This window comes from Neorhizobium turbinariae (genome assembly GCF_023223505.1).
In the GTDB taxonomy this organism is placed as follows: domain Bacteria; phylum Pseudomonadota; class Alphaproteobacteria; order Rhizobiales; family Rhizobiaceae; genus Neorhizobium; species Neorhizobium turbinariae.
Genome location: NZ_JALPRY010000028.1, coordinates 17,309 through 39,988 on the forward strand (window position 1 = coordinate 17,309; position 22,680 = coordinate 39,988).

Below are 22,680 nucleotides of genomic sequence, written 5' to 3' on the forward strand. Positions count from 1 at the left end.
TACTCACGGCGACTTTGGTTTCGGACGGCTGGCGAGCTCTTCAAGAAAAAGGCTGGCCAGCGGTAGAACAGCGTATGCGTAGCGCCGCCAAAGCCTGCGCGGGTCGCTCGCCATCCGGTGCACCCACTCAAGTCCGGCACGCTGCATCCACAACGGAGCACGCTTCTTCACACCGACGAGAAACTCTAAGGATGCCCCAATGCAGAGACCGATGCCGCGCGCATCCGGGTGGCGCGACAACTCGTACGCGATTTTCTCCGACTGAGGGGAGCCGACGGCGATGAAGACGAAGCGAGCCTCAGCACGCGCCGCGAAATCAATACAGGCTTGCATGGCTTCCGGATTGTCCCAGATACCTTGTGGCGGAAGATAGGCCCGGAACCGCACATTCGGGTAACGCTCCCGTAGATCGTGAACGACAGCCTCCTGGGACGCGATGAGCGTAATGAGGTCACCGTCTCGGATCACCGATTTGAACAGGCTCACGGTAAGGTCGGAGCCCGTGACGACAGGCAGCTTCAAGAATACCAGTCTCGCCAGCATGGCAATCGGACGGCTGTCACAAACGGAAAACCAAGCCTGGCGATAGAACCGCTTGATGTCAATGTTTCGGCCCATCCTCACGACATGATCCACATTGGGCGTCACAATGTAGCGGAACCCCATCGCGGCGGCTGCCGGGTTCGCGAGGAGACCCAGGACCCTTTCCGCCGGGACGGGATCGAAGGGAGATCCGAGGAAGTATTTGCGCTGACTTGGCCCGCCGACATGATCCGACCGAACCGCTGACGTTTCGATGATTGCCATAGCCACTGCCCCCATACCTACGGCACCACCCGAATACTATCCGGTTGGCACGCCTGTTCCGTTAAACAATTGATTACGCTGCCTTAATGGTACAGGCATCCAGGCCTGCCGCTCAATCGTGCGCGTTGCATCATAAGTGATGATGTTGGTTTAACGCGCATTTCCTGCTCTAGGAAAAGGGATGATCCAGCAAGCCGTCGAACGGTGTAGAGCAGGTGGATTCGGCGCGTTCGCCTTTCGGCTATGATGCTCGCAAGACAATGTCGGGAGGCCGATTATCATGGTGCAGTTTCTGCTGGATTCCGTCGCGTTGTTCCTCGCGATTCCTCTATTGCTCCCCGTGATCGTCTTGGCGGCCGAGTGTTTCGCCGGGAGTTTCGGCACCAGAAAAGATCCAGATTTCGACGCTCAGCGACCGGCAATCGCCGTCCTAGTTCCCGCTCACAACGAAGAGATGCAAATCACTGCCACCATCCGAAACATCCTGAGCCAGCTGCAGAGCGGCGATCGGCTTGTCGTCGTGGCCGACAACTGCAGCGATGATACCGCTCTGCTGGCGAGAGAGGCCGGGGCAGAGGTGGTGCAACGTCGTAACCAGATGCTTCGGGGCAAGGGATACGCGATTGATGCCGGCGTTCGATATCTCGCGGCTGATCCACGGGAAATCGTTGTGGTTGTCGACGCCGACTGCGTGCTCGAAGCAGGCGCGATCGACACGCTCGCCCGTATGACGGAAACTTGGCAAAGGCCGGTGCAGTCGCGTTATCTCATGGTCGCGCCGCCGAATACCGGCGCGGGGCTGGCAGTTTCCGAATTTGCTTTCCTGTTGAAGAACCGGATCCGGTGCCTGGGGCTGACAAAGCTTGGGTTTCCCGTCCAGCTGACCGGATCCGGCATGGCCTTTCCTTGGCCGTTGCTTCAAGACATGGATCTGGCCACCGGGCACCTCGTTGAAGACATGAAGCTCGGACTTGATCTCGCAGAGGCGGGTTATGCTCCCCAGTTTTGCGATGCGGCTGTCGTACGGAGCACTTTCCCGTACTCACAGAAGGCGTTGAAGGTTCAGGCGTCTCGATGGGATGACGGGCGCGCCGGGATGACGTCGTCGCTACTGCGAGCCCTGCTCAAGCCCAAGACGTTTCAGAACAGGGAGTATCTCGCCTTGCTCGTGGATGCATTGGTGCCACCGCTTTCTCTTCTTGCTGCCATGCTTGTCGCTGTCCTTGCCGCGACGGGACTGATAGCAAGTTTGGGCGGAAATCTGATCCCGCACGCGATTGCCGTTTTCGCCGCCGTCCTGTTTTTCGGTTCCGTCACGGCAGCGTGGTACCAGCATGGACGCCAGATTCTCCCGGTAAGATCTCTCCGCGAAATTCCGGCATACGCTGCATGGAAAGTCGCGCGTGTCCCTCTTCGGGTTCTGCGCCCTGGCGGATCGGTCTGGATAAGGACCGATCGCGCTGGACCGGCAGACGTCTGATAGCTGCATCTCACGCAAGTTGAGAGAGTGCGTTTAGCTCAGTCGCCATATAGGCACCGACCCTCAGAGCATTGGCTGCAATGGTGAGGCTCGGGTTCGCACCACCGCTCGTCGGGAAGAATGACCCGTCGACGACGTAAAGGTTGGGAACGTCATGGGCGCGGTTGTTGCTGTCCAACACCGCGGTTGATCGATCGTAACCAAAACGGCAGGTTCCGCAGGCGTGTCCATAATTGAGACTGATATCGGACCCGAGCAGCATCATTCGGTGGCGCTTGAAGGCCGAGCGGTAGAGATCACGAAACCGCTGAACCCTTTCGCGAAGCTCGTCGTGGATCGTATACTCGAAGTAGATCGTATCCGGCTCATCCGGGTGGGGTTTCACCCTGTTGTCCGGATAGGGGCGATCCTCGATGATCGATGCAAAGATGGTTGCTTTGCCATAGAGGAACACCCCGATGCCCGCCGGAACGCGCATCAGCGGCTTGAATGGCTTCAACCAGTTGATCCCTTTTCGATCGATAAGCGACTTCAGAAAGTGCAGCGCATTGCCCGCAGTCGCAGCCAGACCGGTCGATTGTATGACGCCAAGCTTCACGCCGCGATGCACGTAGAAGTCGCGAAACGCGATCGACTTCCCAGGCGAGGAGACGCGGGTGCGGCCACGGGGCCAAACGGCGAAGAAGTCCGAGGCGTGGAACATGAGATTGCGACCGACGAGATCCGAGGAATTCGCCAGACCGTTCGGCCAGTGATCGTTCCTTGACTTCAAAAGAAGGAGCGGAGTGGAGAGCGCGCCCGCAGCCAGAACATATAATTTGGCAGTGACCTTGATCGCTTCGCCATTCCTCGTGCAATGCAGTTCCTTGATCCCGTTACGGTCCGCATTCAGTCGCTCAACAACGCACTGATCGACAAGCGTTACCCGACCTGTCGCCAGCGCCGGTTCGATGAACGCTCTGCGTGCGTCCTGCTTGCAGGACTTGTGGCAGATGGACCCGCCGCATGGCCCGCAGCCCTTGATGTACTTGCAGGCGGTGTGCACCCGGTATGGGTGCATGCCGTTGGACCGAGTGGAGCTGAAGAAGTGACGGTCGCATTCGGTCATTTCCGGAGGGTCGTTTACCTCCGCATCCGGCTGCAGCGGATCCTGGGTGCCGCTGACGTGCAGCAGGCGCTCCGCCATCTGGTAAAAAGGCTCCAGCTGATTGTAGCTGATTGGCCAAGCCGCGCTGCCGTCCTTATCGACAGCCTGAAAATCCTGCGGTGAAAGCCGCTCCAAAGCAGCTGCATAAAGGAGCGTAGACCCACCGGCACCGCAGCCGAGCGCTGGAAAGAACCGAACCAATTTAGCGTTGACCTTTCCGCAGATCTGCTCGGGCCAGCGCCCGTTTCTCAGCCTTTGGCTCTGATCGTGGCTGTCTGGATCGTCCGGTTCGCTTTCGACGAACTCGGCAAGCCCTTTTTCCAGGAAAATGGTGCGGTAGCCCGCCTTGGCCAGCATGTAGCCAACCGCTGCTCCACCCATACCGGCGCCGATGATGGCGACGTCAGACTCGAACTCCATAACATCACCATGAGACTGAGGGACGAATGCGCTCCGTCCAGATCGGCATCACCGATTCTTCACGGTCGCGTGACGATACTGCATGGCCGCAATAGGCAGATCAATTAGCCTGCCTCACCCTTAAGTTCAGCGAACCGTTAAATTTTGCTATCTATCTTTCGAACTAGGTTCGAGGATGCGAACCTACTCCAGCCATAAGACGTACGACGACAACGTTGCTGCCGGATGCCCGCAATATTACTCTTCCTGATGGGCAAGGGTCGTCGTCATGATAACACCAATCCAGACGGAAATTGAAGACCATTCAATCAGTTATGAGGACATCGGGCGAACGCGCGGTCTCGAATACCGCAGCATTGCCTATGTCGCAGCCTGCATGGATTTTATAGCTCTGCTGCTGGCCAGCCTGGCCGGCTACAGCGGCTACGAATACCTTGCCTTTCGCTCTGCCGCCGATCCGTCCCCCGTGCTTGGCATCGGGCTCGTTCTGTCAACGATCTTCGTTCTCGGTATGCACAGCGTTCAGGCATACAAGCCGGAGAACATCCAGCTTATTCGGCAGCAGATACGTCTTACCTGCGTCCTCATTGCCAGCACGCTCGCGTTCTTGCTGACCGTAATATTCTTCCTGAAGATTGGGGACGCCTATTCTCGCGGCGGCACCTTAATGACGGCCGCTCTTTCCGTCTGCAGTCTCGTTGCCCTCCGCGTTTTCTGGAATTGGTACCTCCCGTCGGCTGCAGCATCCGCATCCTTCAAGAGGAAGCGGGTCCTGCTCTTGTGCGGTCAGGACTTCTCCATTGAGCAATGGCGACACTTGGCCGCCGCAAGCGGGATGACGTTGGCGCAGACCATCCGCCTTTCAGAGGATGGGTCGCTTCCACCGAGCGCCATGGAGCGCTTGAGGCAAAGCCAGGCGGAGCGGTTTGATGAGGTATTCATCATCTGGCAAGGCGCCAACGTGGCCAACCTGGAACTTCATCTTGCAGAACTGAGACGCTCGGCGCTTCCGGTCAACGTCATCTTCGACGGCGTCCTCGGCAGGCTCACAAATACACCAAGCGGCAAGATTGGCGGCATGACGGCATTTCAGACACAGCGCCCACCGCTCAACGCCTATGAGCGCGGCATTAAACGGGCCTTCGACATCGCGTTCTCCCTTGCGGCGCTCCTGTCTCTTTTTCCGCTGCTTCTGGTCGTTGCTGTCGCTATCAAACTCGACTCTCCCGGACCAATCCTCTTCAAGCAGACTCGAAGGGGTTATGGTGGGCGCAGCTTCCGCATCCTTAAATTTCGAAGCATGAGCGTCATGGAAGATGGAGACGACATCCGCCAGGCGACACGGAATGATCGGCGGGTCACACGTGTGGGCGCAATTATCCGAGCCGCGAGCATAGACGAGCTGCCGCAGTTCTGGAACGTCCTGCGGGGCGACATGTCGACAGTGGGACCACGGCCGCACGCGCTGGCCCATGACGAGCTCTACGACGCCCAGATCGTCAAATATGCCTACCGCAGGCATGTGAAGCCGGGTTTGACGGGTTGGGCACAGATCAACAACTGCCGTGGAGAGACGCCAGACATCGAGAAGATGGAGCAGCGCATCTTCCATGACCTCTGGTACATCAACAACTGGTCGTTTTGGCTGGATTTGAAGATCGTCTTCCGCACTGCGCTTCAGATCTGCGATTTCGGCAAGGTCTATTGATCTGCCGGGCGCGCCGTCACCGGCAGGTCACTGATGAAGGTAACGTCCCGGATGCCAGATGCCTCCACCAGAATTTCCCTTGGCGGCGCGTGGCTGATGAAGTGAATAGGACTGGCGGTGAGCCCATAGGCACCGCTGTTGTTTATCGCGATGACATCCCCCTCCTCAAGGCTCGGGAGCGCGACGCCGACTGCGAGCTTGTCGATAGATGTGCAGAGGGGGCCGACCAGGTTCACCGTCTCGACATCACCAGGACGTGCTCCCGCGCTCACCTTATGCATCCGGTAGTTGCGGTGCATCACCATACCGAAGTGGCCTGACGCCGGCAGATGATTGTTCATGCCACCATCGCAGATGCCGATCTTCGTGCCCCGTGATGTCTTGATGGAAACGATCTTCGTCAAAAAGTAACCGGCTTCTCCCACGAGATATCGTCCGAGTTCAAGTACAAGCTGAGTGCCGGCGAATTGTGGAAGTGAGCAGAAGCTGTCGATTTCTGCGGAAATACCGGAGGCAACGGCTTCCAGATCCAGCGGAACATCCTGATCGTGATAGGGAATACCAAGTCCGGAACCCAAGACGAGCTTCTCCGGCTTCGGAAGCGTGCCGGCATAGATCTCCCTGAAGATAGTCAGGAAGCCGCGGTAGTTTTCACAGAGCGCATCCGGCTTCAGGCACTGCGTACCGGAATAGATATGAATCCCGACGACGTGAAGGTTCTTGAGAGCCGCGATCACCCGTATGTCCCGAGGGCTATCTTCCCAATCGATGCCGAAGGCCGAAGGGCGGCCGGCCATCTGATCTCCGAAACCTTTGGGCACACTCGTAGGAGCTACTCGGATGAGGACGCGCTGCACTCGCCCAAGTTCCGCTGCGAATTTATCCGCCAGGACCGCCTCTCGGACGGACTCGAGGATGAGCTCTCCTATCCCGACCTCGACTGCTTCGCGAATTTCGGCATCGCGCTTACCCGGTCCGGTGAAGCTGATCCGTAACGGCTGCCAGCCCGCCGAGACGGCGCTTCGCAACTCCCCGATCGAGGATACGTCGAGGTATTCGACGTGGTCCTTCATGAAGGCCAGGATTGCGGGATTGGGATTGGACTTTGCAGCGAAGCTCAAGGCAAAGCGCCGTCCGAAGGCGCGCCTCAACTGAGACACGCGGTTCTCGATAAGCGGCATAAAATAGACGTAGGACGGCGTGCCGAATGACGCCGCGGCGCTTTCTAACCACATATCGACGGAGGACGGAATCTCCATCAGGTGGACGCTTCGGCGAAGCGCAAAATTCTGGATGGCGTATCGAAATTCTCGAGCGTCACGTCCTCCGCCCGGATAGCCATGCCTGTCGACTGCTCGATGAATGCGAGAAGGTTCACCATGGACACCGAATCCAGGAGACCGGAAGAAAAGAGCTCGCTATCGCTGTCTGCTTGGTTGAGGTTCAACGTATCCCGCAGATAGTCCATCAATTTGCCTTGCGTGAGTATCATGCGGTTGCCTCGCGTGTTTCGCCGGTTTCTGTTCTGGAAGCCGTTTGACGGGGAACATCCCCAAGATGCATCCAAGCTCGCGTAGCCCTAACGACCTCCGGCCGCGCAATCTTCCCGCTTGAGGTGCGTGGCATCGTTTCTCGCCAGACATGGAATTTCCGAGGGACCATGTAGGACGGCATCGTTTGCCGGCAGTACCGAAGGAGCGCCTCCTCATCGATCGTCCCGACACCGGTGACCGCGACATGTATCGACTGACCGAGGTCATCGTCATCCACGCCGAAAGCAACCGCCTCGGCGACGACTCCGCTTCGGCAGACAAGGTCCTCGACCTCATCGGGGCTTACGCGAAAGCCGCTGGTCTTGATAAGCGCGTCGTTGCGCCCGACAAACCACAGATCGCCGTCGTCATCGATGCGGACGATATCCCCGCTATAGACGACGGGTTCATCACCAATGAGATGCCACAGCTCAGGGCATGGCCGGATCTTCTGCTCCGTCGCGTCCGGCTTTCCCCAATAGCCGAGGCTCACCAGCGGGCCACGATGTACAAGTTCTCCCTGTTCGCCGGCCCGAGCCACCCCTTCTCCATGCTTGATCACATAGACTTCGTTTCCAGGAATGGCGCGACCGATGCAGCCCATCTTGCGAACGAACTTCTCGGGAGGAAGATAAGTTGATCGAAAGGCCTCTGTGAGACCGTACATAAGGAAAACTTCCGCTTCGGGAAACACTTGGGGCAACTGCTGCAGGATGTTAAGCGGGATCTTCCCGCCGGAATTTGTGATACGCCGCAGGCTTGGAAAATCGACACGGGTTTCCCTCAACTGCCGCACGATCTGGCCCCACAAGGGCGGTACGGCCGCCAAGCCTGTGACCCTGTATTTGCGCATCGCCATGATAATCTCGGCCGCCAAGGGAACCGCCTGATGCACGATTGTTCCACCCATCAGCATCATCGTCGTCAACTGGTTCAGCCCATAATCGAAGCTGTAAGGCAAAACACTCAGAAGGCGGTCGTCCTCCCGTAAGCCAAGATATCGAGAGACGGAACGGGCACCCGAAACGATATTACGATGGGTCAGCATCACACCCTTCGGCATGCCGGTGGAACCCGAGGTATAGATGATCATCGCAAGATCGGTTTCCAGGCGGAAAACTTCGTCGCCGTCGAGGTGGGAAGGCACGTCTTCCCAGCGGTCGAACTGAGGAATGCCTGGGATGCTGCCTCTCACCAGAACACTCTCCACGCCCGAAGGCAGCTTGCGCGCGGCCAGCGCCTCTGCAGCGCGAGGCTCAACGATCATCAGCCTTGCACCGCAGTCTTCAGCGACATAGGCGAGCTGATCGACGGTCCATTGCGTGCTCACATTGACGATCACGCCGCCGATTTTTGCAACCGCGAACATGGCAGCAACTTCGGAGATGCTTTTCCGAAGATGCACCAGGACGCGGTCTCCCGGCCGAATACTCCGGTCCTGAAGGTAACCCGCAAGGCGATCGACTTGGTTCGAAAGCGACGCGTAGCTTGTGACTCGAGGCCCATCGATAATGGCTGGCTTGCCGGGTCTCAGGCCAAGGTTGTCAGCGAGTAGCTGATAGAAATTGGTGGTCTGCGCGTTCATCGTCTCGCTCCAGAAGTGCCCTTGGCTTTGGCTCAAGCATCATCAAGACTTCGCTCCCGGAGAAACGGCCCGAGACGCGGATAGATCTTTGCCGGGGAGCCGACGACGATTGAGTCCGACGGTACATCCGTCGTCACTGCCGTATTCGCCCCGATGCGGACCCGGTCGCCGATGCGGATGTCGCCCAGGATGCAGGAATTCACCCCGATGAAGACGTCGTCACCGATCTTTGGCGCTCCGGCGGTCATGTTCGTGCCGATGGTAACGTTGTGCATGATGCCGCACCGTTTCCCGATCACGACGGCCGGATGGATGGAGATCGAGCCTTCCACATGGATAATGTGGAAACCCTCTCCCAGCGTGGCCTCGGACGGTATCCAGACGCGGTGCAGGGTCGAGATGATGACGTGGATCAGGCCATAAGCCCGTCGCGTGGCAATTCTGGATAAGGGCATCCGCCGCTCGTCAGCCCACCGCCCGAAGCGGTAGATGAATAGGGCCATGAAGCCCGCATTGAAAACCCTGCTCCCATGCCGACGGTAGTCCCCGCGGACACAGGCCCAGAAGGAAGCCTGGACGGCATGCCCACCGACGTCCTCGTGCGGTCGCACTCTCGTCGCCTGGGGATTGAGGAAGCGAAGTCGAGTCTTCATGAAAACACCATGTCTAGGGTTCGCTCGATGTCCACCCAGGCGACCTGGAAATTGTCGCTGGTTCCTTCGCCTATGACAAAGGCATAGGTTTGACCCTGCCGATCCGTGAGAACCTTGAGGAAGGAAACCACCCGATCGGCGGGTTGCAAGACGAACAAGGTCGCGTCCTGAGGCATGACCGAAATACCATGAACAAGATGGCTCCCTTCGACACCGGCAACAATGCGCGCCCCAGCACAGGCTTGAACGATGTCATCGACCGAACAGGCCAACGGATCGATCATCCGAAAGCCGTATTGGCAAGCAAAGCGGTCGGCGATCTGCGTCTCGTTCGACAGAACCCTATGATCCCCCCTCGTCCCTCTCAGGATGAATACGCCAGGATGCCTGGGAGCGGTCGGGCTGGAAGCGATCAGCTTCTCGCGAACAGCATCAGCCCGTTTTTTCTTGCTGGGATTGTGCCCCCTGTCCCTGAAAACGATCAGTTCTTCGAAATGGACATCTCGAACATAGACCGGTTTCAGTTCTAGCTTGCGGGCATATTGAGGCTCGTGGCCACGGGTGATCGGTCGCGTGGTGATGGGGGTCCCGTACTCATCGGCCAGGGAATAGGTCAGGCAGTCGTCCGCGAGCCAGTTGCCGAACCATCGATTACCGACCCAGCTTTCAAATAAGGCACCTTTCGCTGACGCCTGTGGGCGAAAGTAGATCGGCAGCCTGCGCCGCCGGGGCTTCAGGCTACGCGATGACTTCTCGCCGTAAAGTACACCGTCGATCAGGTCGACATTCTTCAACCTGTAGCCGACCGTCGCTTCCTGCGTCGTCTCGTAATTCCCGCGAAAGCCTTTCAGTATCTCTGGAACGGAGCCGAACTCTGTGCCCTTGATCCTGTCGAGGTGGTGCGGAAGGAATTTCGCAGGGCGGATGAACCGTTTCGTTGCCGGAGCAATGGTCCAGTCCTCAGTAGCCGCCGCCTCTATATCAAGTGAAGGCATTCCAGCAGCTTTACGGAACGAATGAACGATTGGCGAAAAAGACAGCACCCCAGTCTCCCCAAGAGTCTCCGGCTCTCGGAGAGCGTCTTGCGTTCTCGTCGAGCCGAACCCAGGAGCAGATCATCGCATAGTCGTCCGCGGTTTCGCCGTAGCCTTTGAGTTATGGCGCTACCCCTTTCGATGTAGATGAGCCGCTGGCTGACATCGGGTCAACAGCGATGCCAGTGCCTGGGCGCTGATCCGGTGATGAAACCTGGCAGAGATCTTTGCGCGTGAAGCAGCACGCAGCCGCTCAGCAAGTTCACGGTTGTAAAGGACGTCCTCTATGGCATCGGCCATCTCGTTCGGGCGCTCGGGTCTCACCAGGATCGCGTCCATCCTGTGGTGAATTAGTTCGTTGTTTCCGCCTACATCGGTGACGACGACCGGCATCTCCATCGCCATGGCTTCCATGATGGCGACGGATATTCCCTCGTTAAGACTTGCGAGCGCGAACACATGCGCCTCTTCCAGCGCTTGCCGCACCCGTGTCTCCGAGACGGCGCCCAAGAGCTCGACGCTCTCACCCAGTCCTTTCACAGCGATGAGTTCTTCCAGATCTTTTCGGTACCCGCTCCCACCTTGCTCGTCTTCGCCGGCGATTTGCAGGCGGGTGTCAATCCCTCGCTTGCGGAGAATGTCGACGGTCTGGAGAAGTATGTCGTGCCCCTTGACGGGATTGAGCCGACCACAGGTGAAGATCCGGCATGGCTGTCCCGGTTTCCAAGGAGTGTAGGGATGGTTTCGCTGGATTTGGGATAGATCAACGCCCATCGGCGCAACTGAAATTTCTTTGGGAACAGAACCCCTAAGCCTCATCGCCACATCGCTGTAGAGCCGGCCGGAAATCACTGTGGCGAAGGCCGCGTGTTTCCACTTCAACGGCTGGTTCGGGCCGTAACCTTCCAAAGTAGGTCCATGAAGCGTGAGGCTGTAGGGAATATCCGAAAGAAGGGAACCGAACATGGCAACATTGGCGGCATCCCCACAGGAATGAACGTGGATGTGAGACCACTTGTGCCGCCGCGCCAGGCGGATCAGTTTCCCCGCGACCAGAAGTATCCCGAGCATCCTTAGATGGCCCAACGGAAACCGGGCTTCTGCCCCAACTACCGCAGTCAGAGCCTTGACAAGTCTGGCCGGCCCGGCCAGTGCGATGTCCCAGAGAGCCAGAAATGCGTCCGAGACGTTGATCGGGAGGAGATAGGCCGTCGCGTTTCGCGCTTCATCGGCCCATGCATGCGAGGATATCGCAGTCGGAGGCCGGGATGTAGAAACGAACTCCGCCTCGACATCCAGTTCGCGCAGAGCGTTGTGCTCCCGCCACAGGAAAATGTGCGTCTGACCTGGAAACTCAGGAATGAGAAAGCCGATGCGCTTGGGCATGATGTAAGTATCCATCGATCTCGATGCGCCAGCCTTCGATCCACGTCGGGTGGTGTGTCATCGTCCTGCACGTCGCTCACTAGACCGCCGTCATGTTTGGCGGGGCCACAAGTTTCCCATTGGTGCATTGGCATCATCCGAAGGACGGCGATGCCCCCGGTATCACCCCTTTGGGCTACTCCCCGACACGCTCCGCTACCTCTTTGTGGTTCGTTCGCAGGACACGCGGGCAGCTGTAGGATGATCCCGCTCCTGCCCGAGATATGGGTGGGGATCGGATGTTACAGGGGGATGAATATGCGTGGGATGGCGGGTCTCGCGGGGCTCTTGATGTGCCTGCCGCTGGGCGGTGCAGCAGCTCAGACGACTTACAAGCTGAAGCCCGGCGATACGATGCAGCTTTGGATCGCGCAGGAGCCCGATCTTACGCGTGACATAGTCATTGCACCGGACGGCTGGCTTTCGGTTCCGCTTGCAGGACACCTGAAGGGTGAAGGCCTGTCTCTTCAGGAGCTCGAGGCCCAGTTGCTGGATCGGCTGAAAGTCTACTTCAACGACAAGCCGAATCTCACTTTGATGCTCCGCCCGAACTCTCCGCACCAGCCTCTCATCTACGTCACAGGGGAAGTCGTAACGCCGGGTGAGTACCCCTATCGACCCAATATGACGGTTCTCCACTGCATCAGCGTCGCGGGAGGCATCTACCGGACCGCCCTGCTGCCGGCAGATCAGGACCGGTCGATCCTGGTTGGCCGGCAGGTCGAACAATCGCAAGCCCGTCTCGACGACCTGAGAGCCCGCATCGTCAGGCTTGAGGCGGAGATACGGGGCGAGCGGTCGCTGGCGAAGCCTGAAGCTCTTGCCGCATCGCCGGCTCTGCAACGCGAACAGACCATGCTCAACTCACGCATGGAAGCACTTGATCTTGCCGAGCGGGCCCAAACCGAGGCGAATGACCTGCTGGAGCGAACGGCGGCGGCGCTGCGCGAACAGACCGAGAGTTTGTCCAAGCGCGTGGAGCTTGCGCGGCGGAGGCTGCAGAGCATTGCCAATTTGGTCGCGAAGGGCGGCGCAGAAAGCTCGCAGCAGTGGGTTCAGGAGGGCGTTGTCGCCGAGCTTGAAGGCCAGATCAGCCGCCTTCAATCCGAGATGAGTATGGCCGAACGGGACAGGATCGCCGAAGTCGCACGCTACGAAAGCATCCGCCAGGAGCGCCGTACGCAGTTGCTGGTGGAGCTCAATGCGGCGCGCCTTGAACAGGACGATGTTGCCGCTCAACTCGCGGATGGGACACGGATCATGAGCGTCTACGGCCAGAACGCAGCGTTGGTGCAGCAAAGGCAAACGCGCGTTCTCCATTACAACATCGTGCGCTTTGTCGAGGGTGAAACGCAGGAAATTCCGGCTTTCGAGACGACGCCAGTTCTCGCAGGTGACCTCCTGAGGGTGGTTTACGGGGACAGCCTGCGCGAGCCTGTGATGCCTGCAGGACCGTCCGAGCCCTCCCCTGTCGCACGCCTGTTCGAGATGGGCCAGTGAGAGGAGCGATAAGATGACAGACACCTCGGCACTTCGCGGACTTGAGGCTCACCATGATCAATGAGGTTCTCCGCAACATCGTCTACTACCTCGAGATCGCCCTCGCGAAGCCATTGGTCGCGATCGTGCCCATCGTTCTGACTGTCTTGGTCGGCGGTTACTTCGTTCTCTCGATGCCCAAGGTTTACCAGTCGGAAGCACTGATGCGGATGCAGTTCCAGCAGATACCGATAAATCTGGCGTCGCCGACGGTTGCCAATGATCGGCTTGAATTTGTGGAGCAACGCGTCCTGTCAAGAAAGAACCTTCTGGATCTCGAAGAACGCTTCAACCTCTTTCCTCAATTGCGAGGTGGCTTCACCAAGAGCCAACTCGCCGGACTGGTCCGGAACCAGATCGCGCTGAACATCCAGTTTGCGGAAAACTCCGATCTAGCGGGTAATTCCGGATCGATCCGCATCGGGTACAAGCACACGGATCCTGTTATTGCCGCCCGGGTGGTCTCGCATCTCGTCTCGGAGATCTTGGAAGAAAGTCGGCGGATGCGAGTTGCGCGTGCCTCCGAAACGACGCGCTTCTTCGAGCGTGAGTACCAGACGGCAGTGGCCAAGTACAAAGAACGTGAAGCCGTCTGGAACCGGTATGCCGAGGAAAACAGTGACGCTCATCCTGCTCGTATCCCTGCTCTCCTGGTTGAACTGCAGTCAAAGGAGCAGGAAATAAGCCTCATCGATCGAGAGATCGCCACGCTCAATGAGGAGCTTCGTCTACATGAGGCACAGCTTCGGATGGGCGCGGAGCGCAACGGCGAAGGGACGCGGCTGAACACCCAGCTCAATCAGATCGAGGTCGACCTCGCAGCCAAGACGCTTATCTATTCTCCATCGCATCCGCAAGTCCGCGCATTGAGTCAGCGGCTTGATGACATGAAGGCGCTGATTGCGTCGCGCCAGCAGACCCGCGCGGAGGCTTCCAGTCCGGGAGAGCATATGGTCCTTTCACCGGAGTTGATGCTTATCGCCGAAAGAATTGCCGAGGCAAAGCCGAGGCGAGAGCAATCGATGAACTACCGCAGCGGCCTTGCCCAGCGGATCACTGAGCTGCGGATGGTCATCGCACGTTCGCCCGAGGTAGAGGCGCAGACCCATGCGCACGACGCCGAGAAGGCGTCTCTGCAGCGTACGATGGACGACATCAAGGGCAAACTGGACGTTGCGCTTCTCGGTGAGCGCCTAGAAGTCGGTGATGCCGCCCTTCAAATCGAGCTTGTCGAAGAGCCTGAAGTTCCAAGATATCCGGCAGGTCCGAGAAAGATCCATATGGCTCTTGCCGTGTTATCGGCCGCAGCGGCGGCTGGCGGAACCGCGGTCTTCGCGGCCCATCTGTTAGATCGCACGATCCGAGGAACGTTTGATCTTTCGTACACGCTGTCGGGGCACACGTTGGTGGTCATCCCGCGCTGGTCCCCGAAGCGACGCAAGCGGAGGGAATTTAGGGACGGCCTCGGATCGGCCGCGCCGCCCTGACAAAGGATCCAGTGCCATACGCGTCGTTGCTTGGGTGCTTTATTGGGGTGGGCAGGATTTCATGGAAATCATCAAGAACATAGCGCTTCGTGGGAAGCTGGCGGATCGGCTGGATGTCGAGGGACTTCCGATGTTGAGCAGCCTGAGGGTGGGCAATTTCAATTGCGCCGACGCCCCGGTCTCGCTCCATTCGGATCCATTGTCCCCGACTTTCCTCTACGGAAATCGCATCATCGCCTTCGATAGCACCAGCCCAATTACGCATGCCTATGACGTCTTGCGCAACCATTTGATCGCCGGCCGGAAAGAACTCGACGCTCGCGTCATCTCCGTCAGTGCGCCGACCAGTGGATGCGGTACGACCGTTACGGCGGTCAACCTGGCGCTCAGCCTCGCTCGAGTGCCAGGTGCGAACGTTCTGCTTGTTGACGCCAACGCCAGAGATCCGGGTGTCGGGCGCGTGCTCGGCTTAGCACCTGAGCCGTCATATGAAGATCCCCTGCACGGGTGGATAACCAGGATAGACATCCGCGGCGTACAATTGATGTTTCTGCGGGCGGCTTGGGGCGGCGGACGGCAACCGCTTCCCGACGACCTGATCCGAATGACCTCTCAGGTAATAGCGAACCGCCAGTCGCTCAAGCCCACTTATGTCGTTTTCGACCTGCCGCCGATGCTGAATTCCGATGAGGTCATTCCCTTCCTGGACATGTCGGACACGACGGTGCTTGTCGTGGCAGTGGGAAAATCCAGGCTATCTGAGCTAGAAACGGCCCGAACCTACGTGAATTCCGATAAGTTGATGCAGGTGGTGTTGAACAACACGCGGAGGCATGGGCTGTGACCAACCAGCGCAATGACGGGACAAACAACCGGTGGAGACTGGCGATCATCATCGTCAACTACCGCACTGCGGACTTGACCGTCGACTGCCTTGCATCCCTTGCCGCGCCGGCCACCGTACCTGACGGTACCTGCGTGATCGTCGTTGACGGAGGCTCGGGCGACGGATCTGCGCAGCGTATTGCCTCTGCCATCGACGAAAACGGTTGGACGAACATGGCCTGCCTGGCGCTCCAGGAGAACGGCGGCTTCGCCTATGGCAACAACCGGGGCATCGAATACGCCGCAGAGCGTTTTGGGGATCCCGACTATGTCCTTCTGCTCAATCCGGATACTGTCGCCCGCCCGATGAGCATCATCATGCTCGTCGGTTTCATGGATAACGAGCCGAGAGCCGGGATTGCCGGAAGCAGCCTTGAACACCCGGACGGGCGCAAGCAAGCATGCGCATTCCGCTTTCCATCCATCTCCAACGAATTCGAGGGTGAGGCGAAGCTTGGTCCCATCACTCGCCTCCTCGACCGCTGGCGGGTGGTGCCGGAGATGCCGCAGAAGCCCTCGCGCATCGACTGGGTCTCCGGGGCATGCATGATCATGCGTTCCGACCTTCTACATGATGTCGGGCTTCTGGACGATCGCTTTTTCCTCTATTTTGAGGAAACCGATTTCTGTCTTCGCGCTGCCCGCGCCGGCTGGTCGTGCTGGCATGTGCCGCAGAGCCGGGTGGTTCACCTTGTGGGTCAGGCTACCGGTGTCACTCGGTACACGCGTCCGGCACGGCGCCCGCCCTACTGGTTCCAGTCTCGCAACCTTTACTTCCTGAAGAACCATGGTTTGCTCTACGCGAGCCTTGCAAATCTGGCGTGGCTATGCGGCCACCTTGTTTTCCGCTTGAGGGTGGTCATCGAACGCCGCCAGAGCGGCCTTCCGCCACACCTCCTGCTGGATTTCCTGCGTCATGTCGGCCTTGGCAGCAGGCGTGGGCTTTCGCCGTGACGCCCACATTACCCGATGCCTATAAGCTGGTCACGACGGCAATAGCTAGCGTCTCCGCCTTGTCGAGGTTCACCAACTCGGAATCAGCTGCCTCTAGGTTTATCCTCTTGGAAATGAGCTGCTGCGGTTTCATCTTGCCGGCGGTCAGCGTAGAAAGCATCGCGTCGTAGCGCCAAGCCTGCATGCCATGGCTGCCATAGATTTCAAGCTCGTGGCCAATCACCTGCGCCATCGGAATTTGCGGTGTGGCATGCTCTCCAAGCATCAGGCCAACCTGCACATGCCGGCCGCGGCGTCGCAGGTTCTTGATGGAATTGAAGCAGGTCGCGGGGTGACCGAGCGCATCGATGAAAACGTGGGCACCGCCCTTGGTGATCTCTCTGACCGCCTCGACGACATCCGGCACGGAGTCCGCTTTGATTGGTTCCACTGCCCCGCACTGTCGTGCTAGGGCGATCTTATCTTCTGTCAGATTGATCCCGATGACGTTCGCACCGAGGGCGGTCGCGATCATGATTGCCGAAAGGCCGACGCCGCCGCAGCCATGAACTATGACCTAGTCACCGGGGTCGGTACGGGCCTGATCGGCGACGACGCGGAAGGAGGTGGCGAAGCGGCAGGTAAGGTTTGCAGCTGTGGCGTCGTCGATCTCTTCCGGAAGAGCCACAAGATCTGTATCGGCGGAATCGATCGCGACATGCTCCGGCGAGCGCACCCCAGTGGGTGATGCCTGGCTGGAACTGGCTCAGGAGAAATGCGAGTTGCCAGAATGACATTCGGAGCAATGGCCGCAGCCGGAGACGAAAGGCACCGTGACGCGGTCGCCAACATTGAACCGCGTCACGCCCTTGCCGGTCGCCACCACTTTGCCGGCCAGCTCGTCCCGGAACATGCGGCAGACGAATACCACGTCGGGACATTTGACGGGCCGGTGCATGTGCTGAAGGGCATCAACCTTTCCGTCAATCGCGGCGACACGCTCGGCATCGTCGGTGATAGCCGCTCCGACAAGACGGTTCTGGTGCGTTCAGTTCTCGGCATCGGCCCGAGTAATTGCGAGGTTGTCGAAGGATCCATCTCCTTCGATGGCCAGGACATCACAGCGCTGGCCCGAGAAGGACTGGACAAAGATCCGCGGGATCCACATCTTGATAATCTTCCAGGGCCCGATTACGTACCTGAACCCGCTTTCTTCGATCGGGCGGCAAATCTCGGACGTCATCTACGCACATGATAAGGCGGGCGGCAAAGGCGTTTCCTCGAAGACAGCACGCGGGCCCGAACCGAGGAGCTTCTCGATCAGGTCGGTCTGCCGAACCCCTCGATGCTGTTCTCCCAATATCCGCATCAGTTGTCGGGCGGCATCCACCAGCGCGTGCTGATCGCCATGGCGCTCGCGGGCAAACCCGACCTCCTGATCGCCGACGAACCGACGACTGCGCTTGATGTGACCGTGCAGGCGCAGGTGCTCGATCTCATCAATTCCCTCGTCGAGAAGCTGAACCTTAGCGTCATCATGATCAGCCACGACATCGGTGCGATTGCCACCGTGGCGAAGCTCTGCGCCGTTATGTACAAAGGCGAGATTGTCGAGCAAGGCTTGACGCAGGACATCCTGAAGCGGCCGCAGCACCAATACACAAAGCGCCTACTGGCGGCGGTTCCGGACATCAACCTCACGCCTAAAGGCCTGTGGCTCTAGCAGCCGCTCCAGAACGGGCTGCTCCGACCCACCTTCTTGAAGCGCGCAACCTCAGGAAAATCTACCGCCGCCAGTCCGGTGCCGAGGTCGTGGCGATCAACTCCCTCGACCTTTCCGTAAGACCGGCGAGATCTTCGGCGTGGTCGGAGAAAGCGGCTCGGGCAAATCGACCCTGGCGCGGATGCTTCTGCGTCTCATCGAGCCGACTTCCGGAGACGTGATCTTCAACGGCACCGATATCACCGGCCTTGCCGGCGAACCGTTGCGACAGCATATGCAGTTCGTCTTCCAGAACCCGCATTCGGCGCTGAACGGTCGCCACACCATCGGCGATGCAATCGGCGAGCCGCTGTGCATCCAGACTAACATGAGCCGCCGAGATATCGCGGCACGCACGGAAGCACTTCTCGACATCGTGCAACTGCCGAAGTTGTTCAAGTTCCGCTACCCGCGCGAGCTATCTGGTGGACAGAAGCAGCGCGTCTGCGTTGCACGCGCGATCGCACTGAACCCGCGGCTGTTGATCCTCGACTAGCCGACCTCCGCCCTGCACATCTCCGTTCAGGCACAGGTACTCGAGTTCCTGCAGCAATTGCGCCGAGTTGAACCTGACCTATGTCTTCATTTCGCATGACTCGGTTATCCGCCAGATCTGTCAACGCACGATCGTCATGAAGCGCGGCGAGATCATCGAGCAGGGCGACGCGGAACAAACCTTCCTCGCTCCTCGCGAGGGCTACACCAAGGCGCTGATCGAGAGTGGCCGAAAGACATCGCAGGCTGCTATGATGAGAGCCTGACAGAGCGTCTGAGCCATGCGACACTTTCAGGCTGGGTCCGCCTGCGCCATCAGCCTCTCGATCACGGCTGCCGAGTTCGAGACATTGTGCTTTTCGAGCGCGAGGCGGCGACCCGCATCCCCCTTCCTCAGCAGTTCCATGTCGCTGGCGAGAAGTGCCTCCCGCATCGCTCCGACCAAAGCCTCAACATCGCCTGCCGGCACCAGCCAGCCGTTATCCGGCCGAACGAGCTCCGGAATTCCCGCGATATAGGTAGCGATCACCGGTCGGCTCAGCGCGAGGCTCTCCATGAGGACAACCGGCAGGCCCTCTGCGAAGCTCGGCAGAACAAGCGCCTTCGCCTTCAGAATTTCAGCCCGCACATCGTCCTGAGAAAGCGTTCCCGTCAGTTTCACCGTATCGCTAAGTCCGAGATGTTTCACCTGCTCTTCGATTTCCAAACGCAGCGGCCCGTCGCCAACCAGAACAAGTTCAAAATCCAGGTTCTCCGCTTTCAGCTGTGCCGCCGCCTGCACCAGGAGCAGATGGCCTTTCTGCTCCGATAGTCGGGCAATGCATACGAGGCGTTTCCCCGTTGCCGAGGATACCGTCCGATCCCGAAGATACTGCTCATCGAGGCCACAGCGGACAACGCAGATCTTTTTCCAGTCCGCCGACTTGGCCCAGCGCATCAACTGACTGCGGCCATATGAGCTGACGGCCACGACAAACGAGGACACTCGGATCTTCTCGTAAAGGCTGAGCGCCTCGGGGCGATCGAACTCCTCCGGGCCGTGGACGGTGAAGCTGAAGCGCACGCCACAGATCTGATGTGCAAACACGGCGACCGTGGCGGGATTGGTGCCGAAGTGCACATGCAGATGCTCAATCTTCTCTCGCAGGCACCAGTCGGCAAGAATGGCAGCCTCCGCGAGATAGGCAAGGTGGACGAGGAGCCGTCCCTCTGAACCTCTTCCGAAACAGAAAGCGCTTGCGGCGGCTCGAAAGAATGACGCGGGGCGCATGCATAGCACGCGGATTAAGCTGAGAGCGGCAGAGCCGGGTGCGGTTTTCAACAGCTGACGGGTGTTGGCCGCCTCCCGGAGATCCTCAGGGTTTTTCAGTTCGCCTTTGAAAGGACGCACGGCATATCGCCGAATGCTATGTCCCCTCTCTTCCAAAGCCGTGATTTCACGCCGGATGAACGTGTGGCTCGGTGCTGGATATTGATTGGTGAAATACGCGATACGCATCTCCCTGGCGGCTCTCCTGTTCGGCAGTGTCGTTCTGCCATCCAAGTATAAGCCATGAGTCGCCACCCGCTCAGTTCCACAAACAGACATCGCGGGCGAAGCCGCTTCCACCAAAGGGGTAAGTTTACAGGTATGGCAGAGAAAAAGGACTATCCGGCTGGCCCGGCGACCTTCAGTAATGCCGGATTTCGAATGACCGCATCGAGGTAACGCAATGGATGCTCTCAAAATGCCTGCCTCACGGAAAGACGGTAGCTCTGCCGGCATCGGCATCGTGGTCATCGGCAGAAACGAAGGGAAGCGTCTGCTCAACTGCCTGCGATCCGTCAAGGATCACAGCCGCCATGTCGTCTATGTGGACTCCGGTTCGTCTGACGGAAGCGTCGACGCTGCCACATCGCTTTGCGCGAGGGTAGTTTGTCTGGACATGACGACGCCGTTCACTGCTGCGCGCGCGCGCAATACCGGCTTTCATGCTTTGATGCAGATCCGGCCGGAGACGGAGTTCGTCCAGTTCGTGGATGGGGATTGCCGGCTGGATCCGAAATGGCTTGATGAAGCGGCTACATTTTTGGCAGCCCATCCGGATCTAGCACTGGTCTTCGGCCGTCGCCGCGAGATCTACCCAAATGTAACCATCTACAATACCCTGTGCGACCGCGAGTGGGACGGCCCGGCGGGTGAAGCTATCGAATGCGGCGGTGACGTGCTGATCAGAACGAGTGCCCTGAAGGATGTCGGCGGCTACCTGGATGATCTGATCGGTGGGGAAGAACCGGAACTGTGCGTCCGGCTGCGAACCGCAGGCTGGAAGATCTGGCGGCTTCCGGTGGAGATGACGCGGCACGATGCCGCGATCACCCGCTTTAGCCAGTGGTGGCGCAGAAGCGTCCGTTGCGGACATGCTTATGCACAGGTCTCCAGCCTCCACGGTCGATCGCCGTTCCGGATCTGGAGTCGAAATGTCAGACGCAGCGTTGTCTGGGGCGGATTGATCCCTTTCATCGCCGTCGGCGGCTGCGCCCTGCACCCGGCAAGCCTCGCTCTCCTCGCAATCTACCCGCTCCAAGTGATCCGTCTTGCGAGACGCGCGACGGCAGAAGATCCCATACGGTGGCAACAGGCCGCGTTTGCGGTGGCGGGTAAATTTCCGGAGTTTCAGGGGATCGTCCAGTTCCACCTCAATCGACTACTCGGCCGTCACCAGATACTTATCGAATACAAAGAGCCTCTTCCGGCACTGGATCAGCCCTGCCGCTTGGGGTGAAGCCGCGTTCATTGCATCAGGCGGCCTCTGATGATTTCGAAACGTTTCGTGACGCTCTTGGCGAAGAAGATTGCGTGCCGGGCCCAACTCATCGCAGCACCTACAATTGGTTTAAATGGTGATAATAAGGATATTCAAATTGCTGGCGTGGGCCGCTTTGGCGTTGATCGTCTTCGTGACGGTCGCCCCCATCGAATTCAGACCACATGATCTCTTGCCCGTGGAGATAAACCGGGTACTGGCGTTTGCCGTTATGGCGATGCTCTTCGCTGTTGCCTATCCAAGACGTATTCCGCTCTTGGCCGTGACGCTGATCGCTTGCGCGGGGTTGATCGAAGCTATGCAGCTTCTTTCGCCGTCACGTCATGCTCATTTCAATGATGCCGTTGTGAAGGCAAGCGGAGCCGTACTCGGTGTCGGCATTGGCTGGGCGCTAAACCATCTGGTGAGGACACGGCGCCTCCGATTATCGCAATAGCGGTACCGCCAGCTCTCCATGCTGCTCTGATGGTTGACGTGGAACTTCGATCCACTGAAGCAGTGGTGCTAGGGTATGTACTCATAAAAGGGGTTCCTTGTGAGGACCGTTCACGATTCAAACTTCGAGGGAGGTTTTTGCATGGCACGGTTCGACCTTACTGATCGGGAATGGGTGCTGATGGCGCCGCTTCTTCCCAATAAACCCGTGGCGTGGCGCGGGCGGATGATAGGCGCGTTCTGAACGCGATCTTCTATATCTTGCGAACCGGCTCACCGTGGCGTGACCTTCCGGAGCGATACGGCCCTTACACGACGGCCTACAATCGCTATAACTGGTGGGCCAAGGCGGGCGTGTGGCTGCGGGTCTTTGAGGCGCTCGCAGCCACACGCCCCGGTCAATGTAGTTGATCGATTCCTCCATCGTGCGCGCCCACCAACACGCCGCCGGTGGTAAAAAGGGGGCCCCGATCACGCCATCGGCCGCTCTCGTGGAGGATTGACCACCAAGCTTCATGTTGTGGTCGACGAACGGCGCTTGCCGGT

21 protein-coding genes and 3 pseudogenes are annotated in these 22,680 nt (G+C 58.9%); 14 read left to right on the forward strand and 10 right to left on the reverse strand.

All coding sequences use genetic code 11. The features are described 5' to 3' along the window. Positions 1-3: 3 nt before the first annotated feature. On the reverse strand, positions 4-807 hold the full coding sequence (locus M0654_RS20940) for a WecB/TagA/CpsF family glycosyltransferase (RefSeq protein WP_248684739.1): 804 nt from the start codon (positions 805-807) through the stop codon (positions 4-6). Between the two features lie 280 nt (positions 808-1,087). Between M0654_RS20940 and M0654_RS20945 the strand changes: the two genes are divergently transcribed. After that, entirely contained in the window at positions 1,088-2,287 is a 1,200-nt protein-coding gene (locus M0654_RS20945; RefSeq protein WP_248684740.1) for a glycosyltransferase family 2 protein, read from the forward strand. 10 nt (positions 2,288-2,297) lie between these two features. Here M0654_RS20945 and M0654_RS20950 read toward each other — a convergent pair whose 3' ends face one another. Further along, positions 2,298-3,854 carry a GMC oxidoreductase gene (locus M0654_RS20950; RefSeq protein WP_248684741.1) on the reverse strand — a complete coding sequence of 519 codons (1,557 nt, stop codon included), beginning with the start codon at positions 3,852-3,854 and terminating at the stop codon, positions 2,298-2,300. A 268-nt stretch (positions 3,855-4,122) separates the two neighbouring features. On the opposite strand from M0654_RS20950, the gene M0654_RS20955 reads away from it, so the two are divergent. After that, complete coding sequence (locus M0654_RS20955) at positions 4,123-5,562, forward strand: exopolysaccharide biosynthesis polyprenyl glycosylphosphotransferase (RefSeq protein WP_282571724.1); 1,440 nt, start codon at positions 4,123-4,125, stop codon at positions 5,560-5,562. On the opposite strand, the gene M0654_RS20960 is transcribed toward M0654_RS20955, so the two are convergent. The 6 genes from M0654_RS20960 to epsE form a co-directional block, all read right to left on the reverse strand. Next, positions 5,556-6,821, reverse strand: a complete 1,266-nt coding sequence (locus tag M0654_RS20960; RefSeq protein ID WP_248684742.1) for a type III PLP-dependent enzyme — start codon at positions 6,819-6,821, stop codon at positions 5,556-5,558. The two genes, M0654_RS20955 and M0654_RS20960, sit on opposite strands and share 7 nt — an antisense overlap. Next, a complete protein-coding gene (locus M0654_RS20965; protein WP_118851931.1) occupies positions 6,821-7,054 on the reverse strand; it encodes a phosphopantetheine-binding protein in 234 nt (77 codons plus the stop codon). Before M0654_RS20965 ends, M0654_RS20960 begins: the two co-directional genes overlap by 1 nt. Next, positions 7,051-8,679, reverse strand: a complete 1,629-nt coding sequence (locus M0654_RS20970; protein WP_118851932.1) for an AMP-binding protein — start codon at positions 8,677-8,679, stop codon at positions 7,051-7,053. Before M0654_RS20970 ends, M0654_RS20965 begins: the two co-directional genes overlap by 4 nt. A 32-nt stretch (positions 8,680-8,711) precedes the next feature. After that, complete coding sequence (locus M0654_RS20975; RefSeq protein WP_248684743.1) at positions 8,712-9,332, reverse strand: serine O-acetyltransferase; 621 nt, start codon at positions 9,330-9,332, stop codon at positions 8,712-8,714. After that, positions 9,329-10,375, reverse strand: a complete 1,047-nt coding sequence (locus M0654_RS20980) for a glycosyltransferase family 61 protein (protein WP_245450587.1) — start codon at positions 10,373-10,375, stop codon at positions 9,329-9,331. The genes M0654_RS20975 and M0654_RS20980 overlap by 4 nt, the downstream gene beginning before the upstream one ends. 120 nt (positions 10,376-10,495) lie before the next feature. Then, on the reverse strand, positions 10,496-11,752 hold the full coding sequence (gene epsE, locus M0654_RS20985) for an exopolysaccharide biosynthesis GT4 family glycosyltransferase EpsE (protein WP_118852830.1): 1,257 nt from the start codon (positions 11,750-11,752) through the stop codon (positions 10,496-10,498). Positions 11,753-12,049: 297 nt separating this feature from the next. Between epsE and M0654_RS20990 the strand changes: the two genes are divergently transcribed. The 4 genes from M0654_RS20990 (at position 12,050) to M0654_RS21005 (ending at position 16,656) form a co-directional block, all read left to right on the forward strand. Next, positions 12,050-13,291 carry a polysaccharide biosynthesis/export family protein gene (locus M0654_RS20990; protein ID WP_248684744.1) on the forward strand — a complete coding sequence of 414 codons (1,242 nt, stop codon included), beginning with the start codon at positions 12,050-12,052 and terminating at the stop codon, positions 13,289-13,291. A gap of 53 nt (positions 13,292-13,344) precedes the next feature. Next, positions 13,345-14,817 (forward strand): GumC family protein, encoded by a 1,473-nt coding sequence (locus tag M0654_RS20995; protein ID WP_248684745.1) that lies wholly within the window; start codon positions 13,345-13,347, stop codon positions 14,815-14,817. Positions 14,818-14,878: 61 nt separating this feature from the next. After that, positions 14,879-15,661: a hypothetical protein gene (locus tag M0654_RS21000; protein ID WP_248684746.1), complete on the forward strand. Its 783-nt coding sequence runs from the start codon at positions 14,879-14,881 to the stop codon at positions 15,659-15,661. Further along, the gene (locus M0654_RS21005) at positions 15,658-16,656 is read left to right on the forward strand and encodes a glycosyltransferase family 2 protein (protein WP_248684747.1); all 999 of its coding nucleotides are present in this window, start codon (positions 15,658-15,660) and stop codon (positions 16,654-16,656) included. The genes M0654_RS21000 and M0654_RS21005 overlap by 4 nt, the downstream gene beginning before the upstream one ends. A gap of 19 nt (positions 16,657-16,675) precedes the next feature. Here M0654_RS21005 and M0654_RS21010 read toward each other — a convergent pair. Then, a pseudogene (locus tag M0654_RS21010) lies at positions 16,676-17,561 on the reverse strand (zinc-binding dehydrogenase); the annotation flags it as partial. Positions 17,562-17,593: 32 nt separating this feature from the next. On the opposite strand from M0654_RS21010, the gene M0654_RS21015 reads away from it, so the two are divergent. The 5 genes and pseudogenes from M0654_RS21015 (at position 17,594) to M0654_RS21030 (ending at position 19,158) form a co-directional block, all read left to right on the forward strand. Further along, positions 17,594-17,890: an ATP-binding cassette domain-containing protein gene (locus M0654_RS21015; protein WP_248684748.1), complete on the forward strand. Its 297-nt coding sequence runs from the start codon at positions 17,594-17,596 to the stop codon at positions 17,888-17,890. Between the two features lie 45 nt (positions 17,891-17,935). After that, a pseudogene (locus tag M0654_RS22815) lies at positions 17,936-18,082 on the forward strand (ATP-binding cassette domain-containing protein); the annotation flags it as partial. Between the two features lie 144 nt (positions 18,083-18,226). Beyond that, positions 18,227-18,358, forward strand: coding sequence for an ABC transporter ATP-binding protein (locus M0654_RS22820; protein WP_282571726.1), 132 nt, complete (start codon positions 18,227-18,229; stop codon positions 18,356-18,358). A 130-nt stretch (positions 18,359-18,488) separates the two neighbouring features. Next, positions 18,489-18,893 carry an ATP-binding cassette domain-containing protein gene (locus M0654_RS21025; protein WP_313791098.1) on the forward strand — a complete coding sequence of 135 codons (405 nt, stop codon included), beginning with the start codon at positions 18,489-18,491 and terminating at the stop codon, positions 18,891-18,893. 67 nt (positions 18,894-18,960) lie between these two features. After that, positions 18,961-19,158, forward strand: coding sequence for a hypothetical protein (locus tag M0654_RS21030; RefSeq protein WP_118851942.1), 198 nt, complete (start codon positions 18,961-18,963; stop codon positions 19,156-19,158). A gap of 26 nt (positions 19,159-19,184) precedes the next feature. Here M0654_RS21030 and M0654_RS21035 read toward each other — a convergent pair whose 3' ends face one another. Further along, positions 19,185-20,618 (reverse strand): glycosyltransferase, encoded by a 1,434-nt coding sequence (locus tag M0654_RS21035; RefSeq protein ID WP_248684751.1) that lies wholly within the window; start codon positions 20,616-20,618, stop codon positions 19,185-19,187. On the opposite strand from M0654_RS21035, the gene M0654_RS21040 reads away from it, so the two are divergent. The 3 genes and pseudogenes from M0654_RS21040 to M0654_RS21050 form a co-directional block, all read left to right on the forward strand. After that, positions 20,605-21,657 carry a glycosyltransferase gene (locus tag M0654_RS21040; protein ID WP_248684753.1) on the forward strand — a complete coding sequence of 351 codons (1,053 nt, stop codon included), beginning with the start codon at positions 20,605-20,607 and terminating at the stop codon, positions 21,655-21,657. The genes M0654_RS21035 and M0654_RS21040 overlap by 14 nt on opposite strands. 139 nt (positions 21,658-21,796) lie before the next feature. Next, positions 21,797-22,135, forward strand: coding sequence for a VanZ family protein (locus M0654_RS21045; protein WP_245450591.1), 339 nt, complete (start codon positions 21,797-21,799; stop codon positions 22,133-22,135). Between the two features lie 141 nt (positions 22,136-22,276). Further along, a pseudogene (locus tag M0654_RS21050) lies at positions 22,277-22,680 on the forward strand (IS5 family transposase); the annotation flags it as partial.

Coding starts and splice junctions, on each gene's coding strand:
- M0654_RS20955 (WP_282571724.1), top strand. CDS start 4,123: ATGATAACACCAATCCAGACGGAAATTGAAGACCATTCAATCAGTTAT.
- M0654_RS20995 (WP_248684745.1), top strand. CDS start 13,345: ATGATCAATGAGGTTCTCCGCAACATCGTCTACTACCTCGAGATCGCC.
- M0654_RS20990 (WP_248684744.1), top strand. CDS start 12,050: ATGCGTGGGATGGCGGGTCTCGCGGGGCTCTTGATGTGCCTGCCGCTG.
- M0654_RS21000 (WP_248684746.1), top strand. CDS start 14,879: ATGGAAATCATCAAGAACATAGCGCTTCGTGGGAAGCTGGCGGATCGG.
- M0654_RS20945 (WP_248684740.1), top strand. CDS start 1,088: ATGGTGCAGTTTCTGCTGGATTCCGTCGCGTTGTTCCTCGCGATTCCT.
- M0654_RS20975 (WP_248684743.1), bottom strand. CDS start 9,332: ATGAAGACTCGACTTCGCTTCCTCAATCCCCAGGCGACGAGAGTGCGA.
- M0654_RS22820 (WP_282571726.1), top strand. CDS start 18,227: ATGTACAAAGGCGAGATTGTCGAGCAAGGCTTGACGCAGGACATCCTG.
- M0654_RS20940 (WP_248684739.1), bottom strand. CDS start 807: ATGGCAATCATCGAAACGTCAGCGGTTCGGTCGGATCATGTCGGCGGG.
- M0654_RS20970 (WP_118851932.1), bottom strand. CDS start 8,679: ATGAACGCGCAGACCACCAATTTCTATCAGCTACTCGCTGACAACCTT.
- M0654_RS20960 (WP_248684742.1), bottom strand. CDS start 6,821: ATGGAGATTCCGTCCTCCGTCGATATGTGGTTAGAAAGCGCCGCGGCG.
- M0654_RS20950 (WP_248684741.1), bottom strand. CDS start 3,854: ATGGAGTTCGAGTCTGACGTCGCCATCATCGGCGCCGGTATGGGTGGA.
- epsE (WP_118852830.1), bottom strand. CDS start 11,752: ATGCCCAAGCGCATCGGCTTTCTCATTCCTGAGTTTCCAGGTCAGACG.
- M0654_RS21040 (WP_248684753.1), top strand. CDS start 20,605: ATGGATGCTCTCAAAATGCCTGCCTCACGGAAAGACGGTAGCTCTGCC.
- M0654_RS20965 (WP_118851931.1), bottom strand. CDS start 7,054: ATGATACTCACGCAAGGCAAATTGATGGACTATCTGCGGGATACGTTG.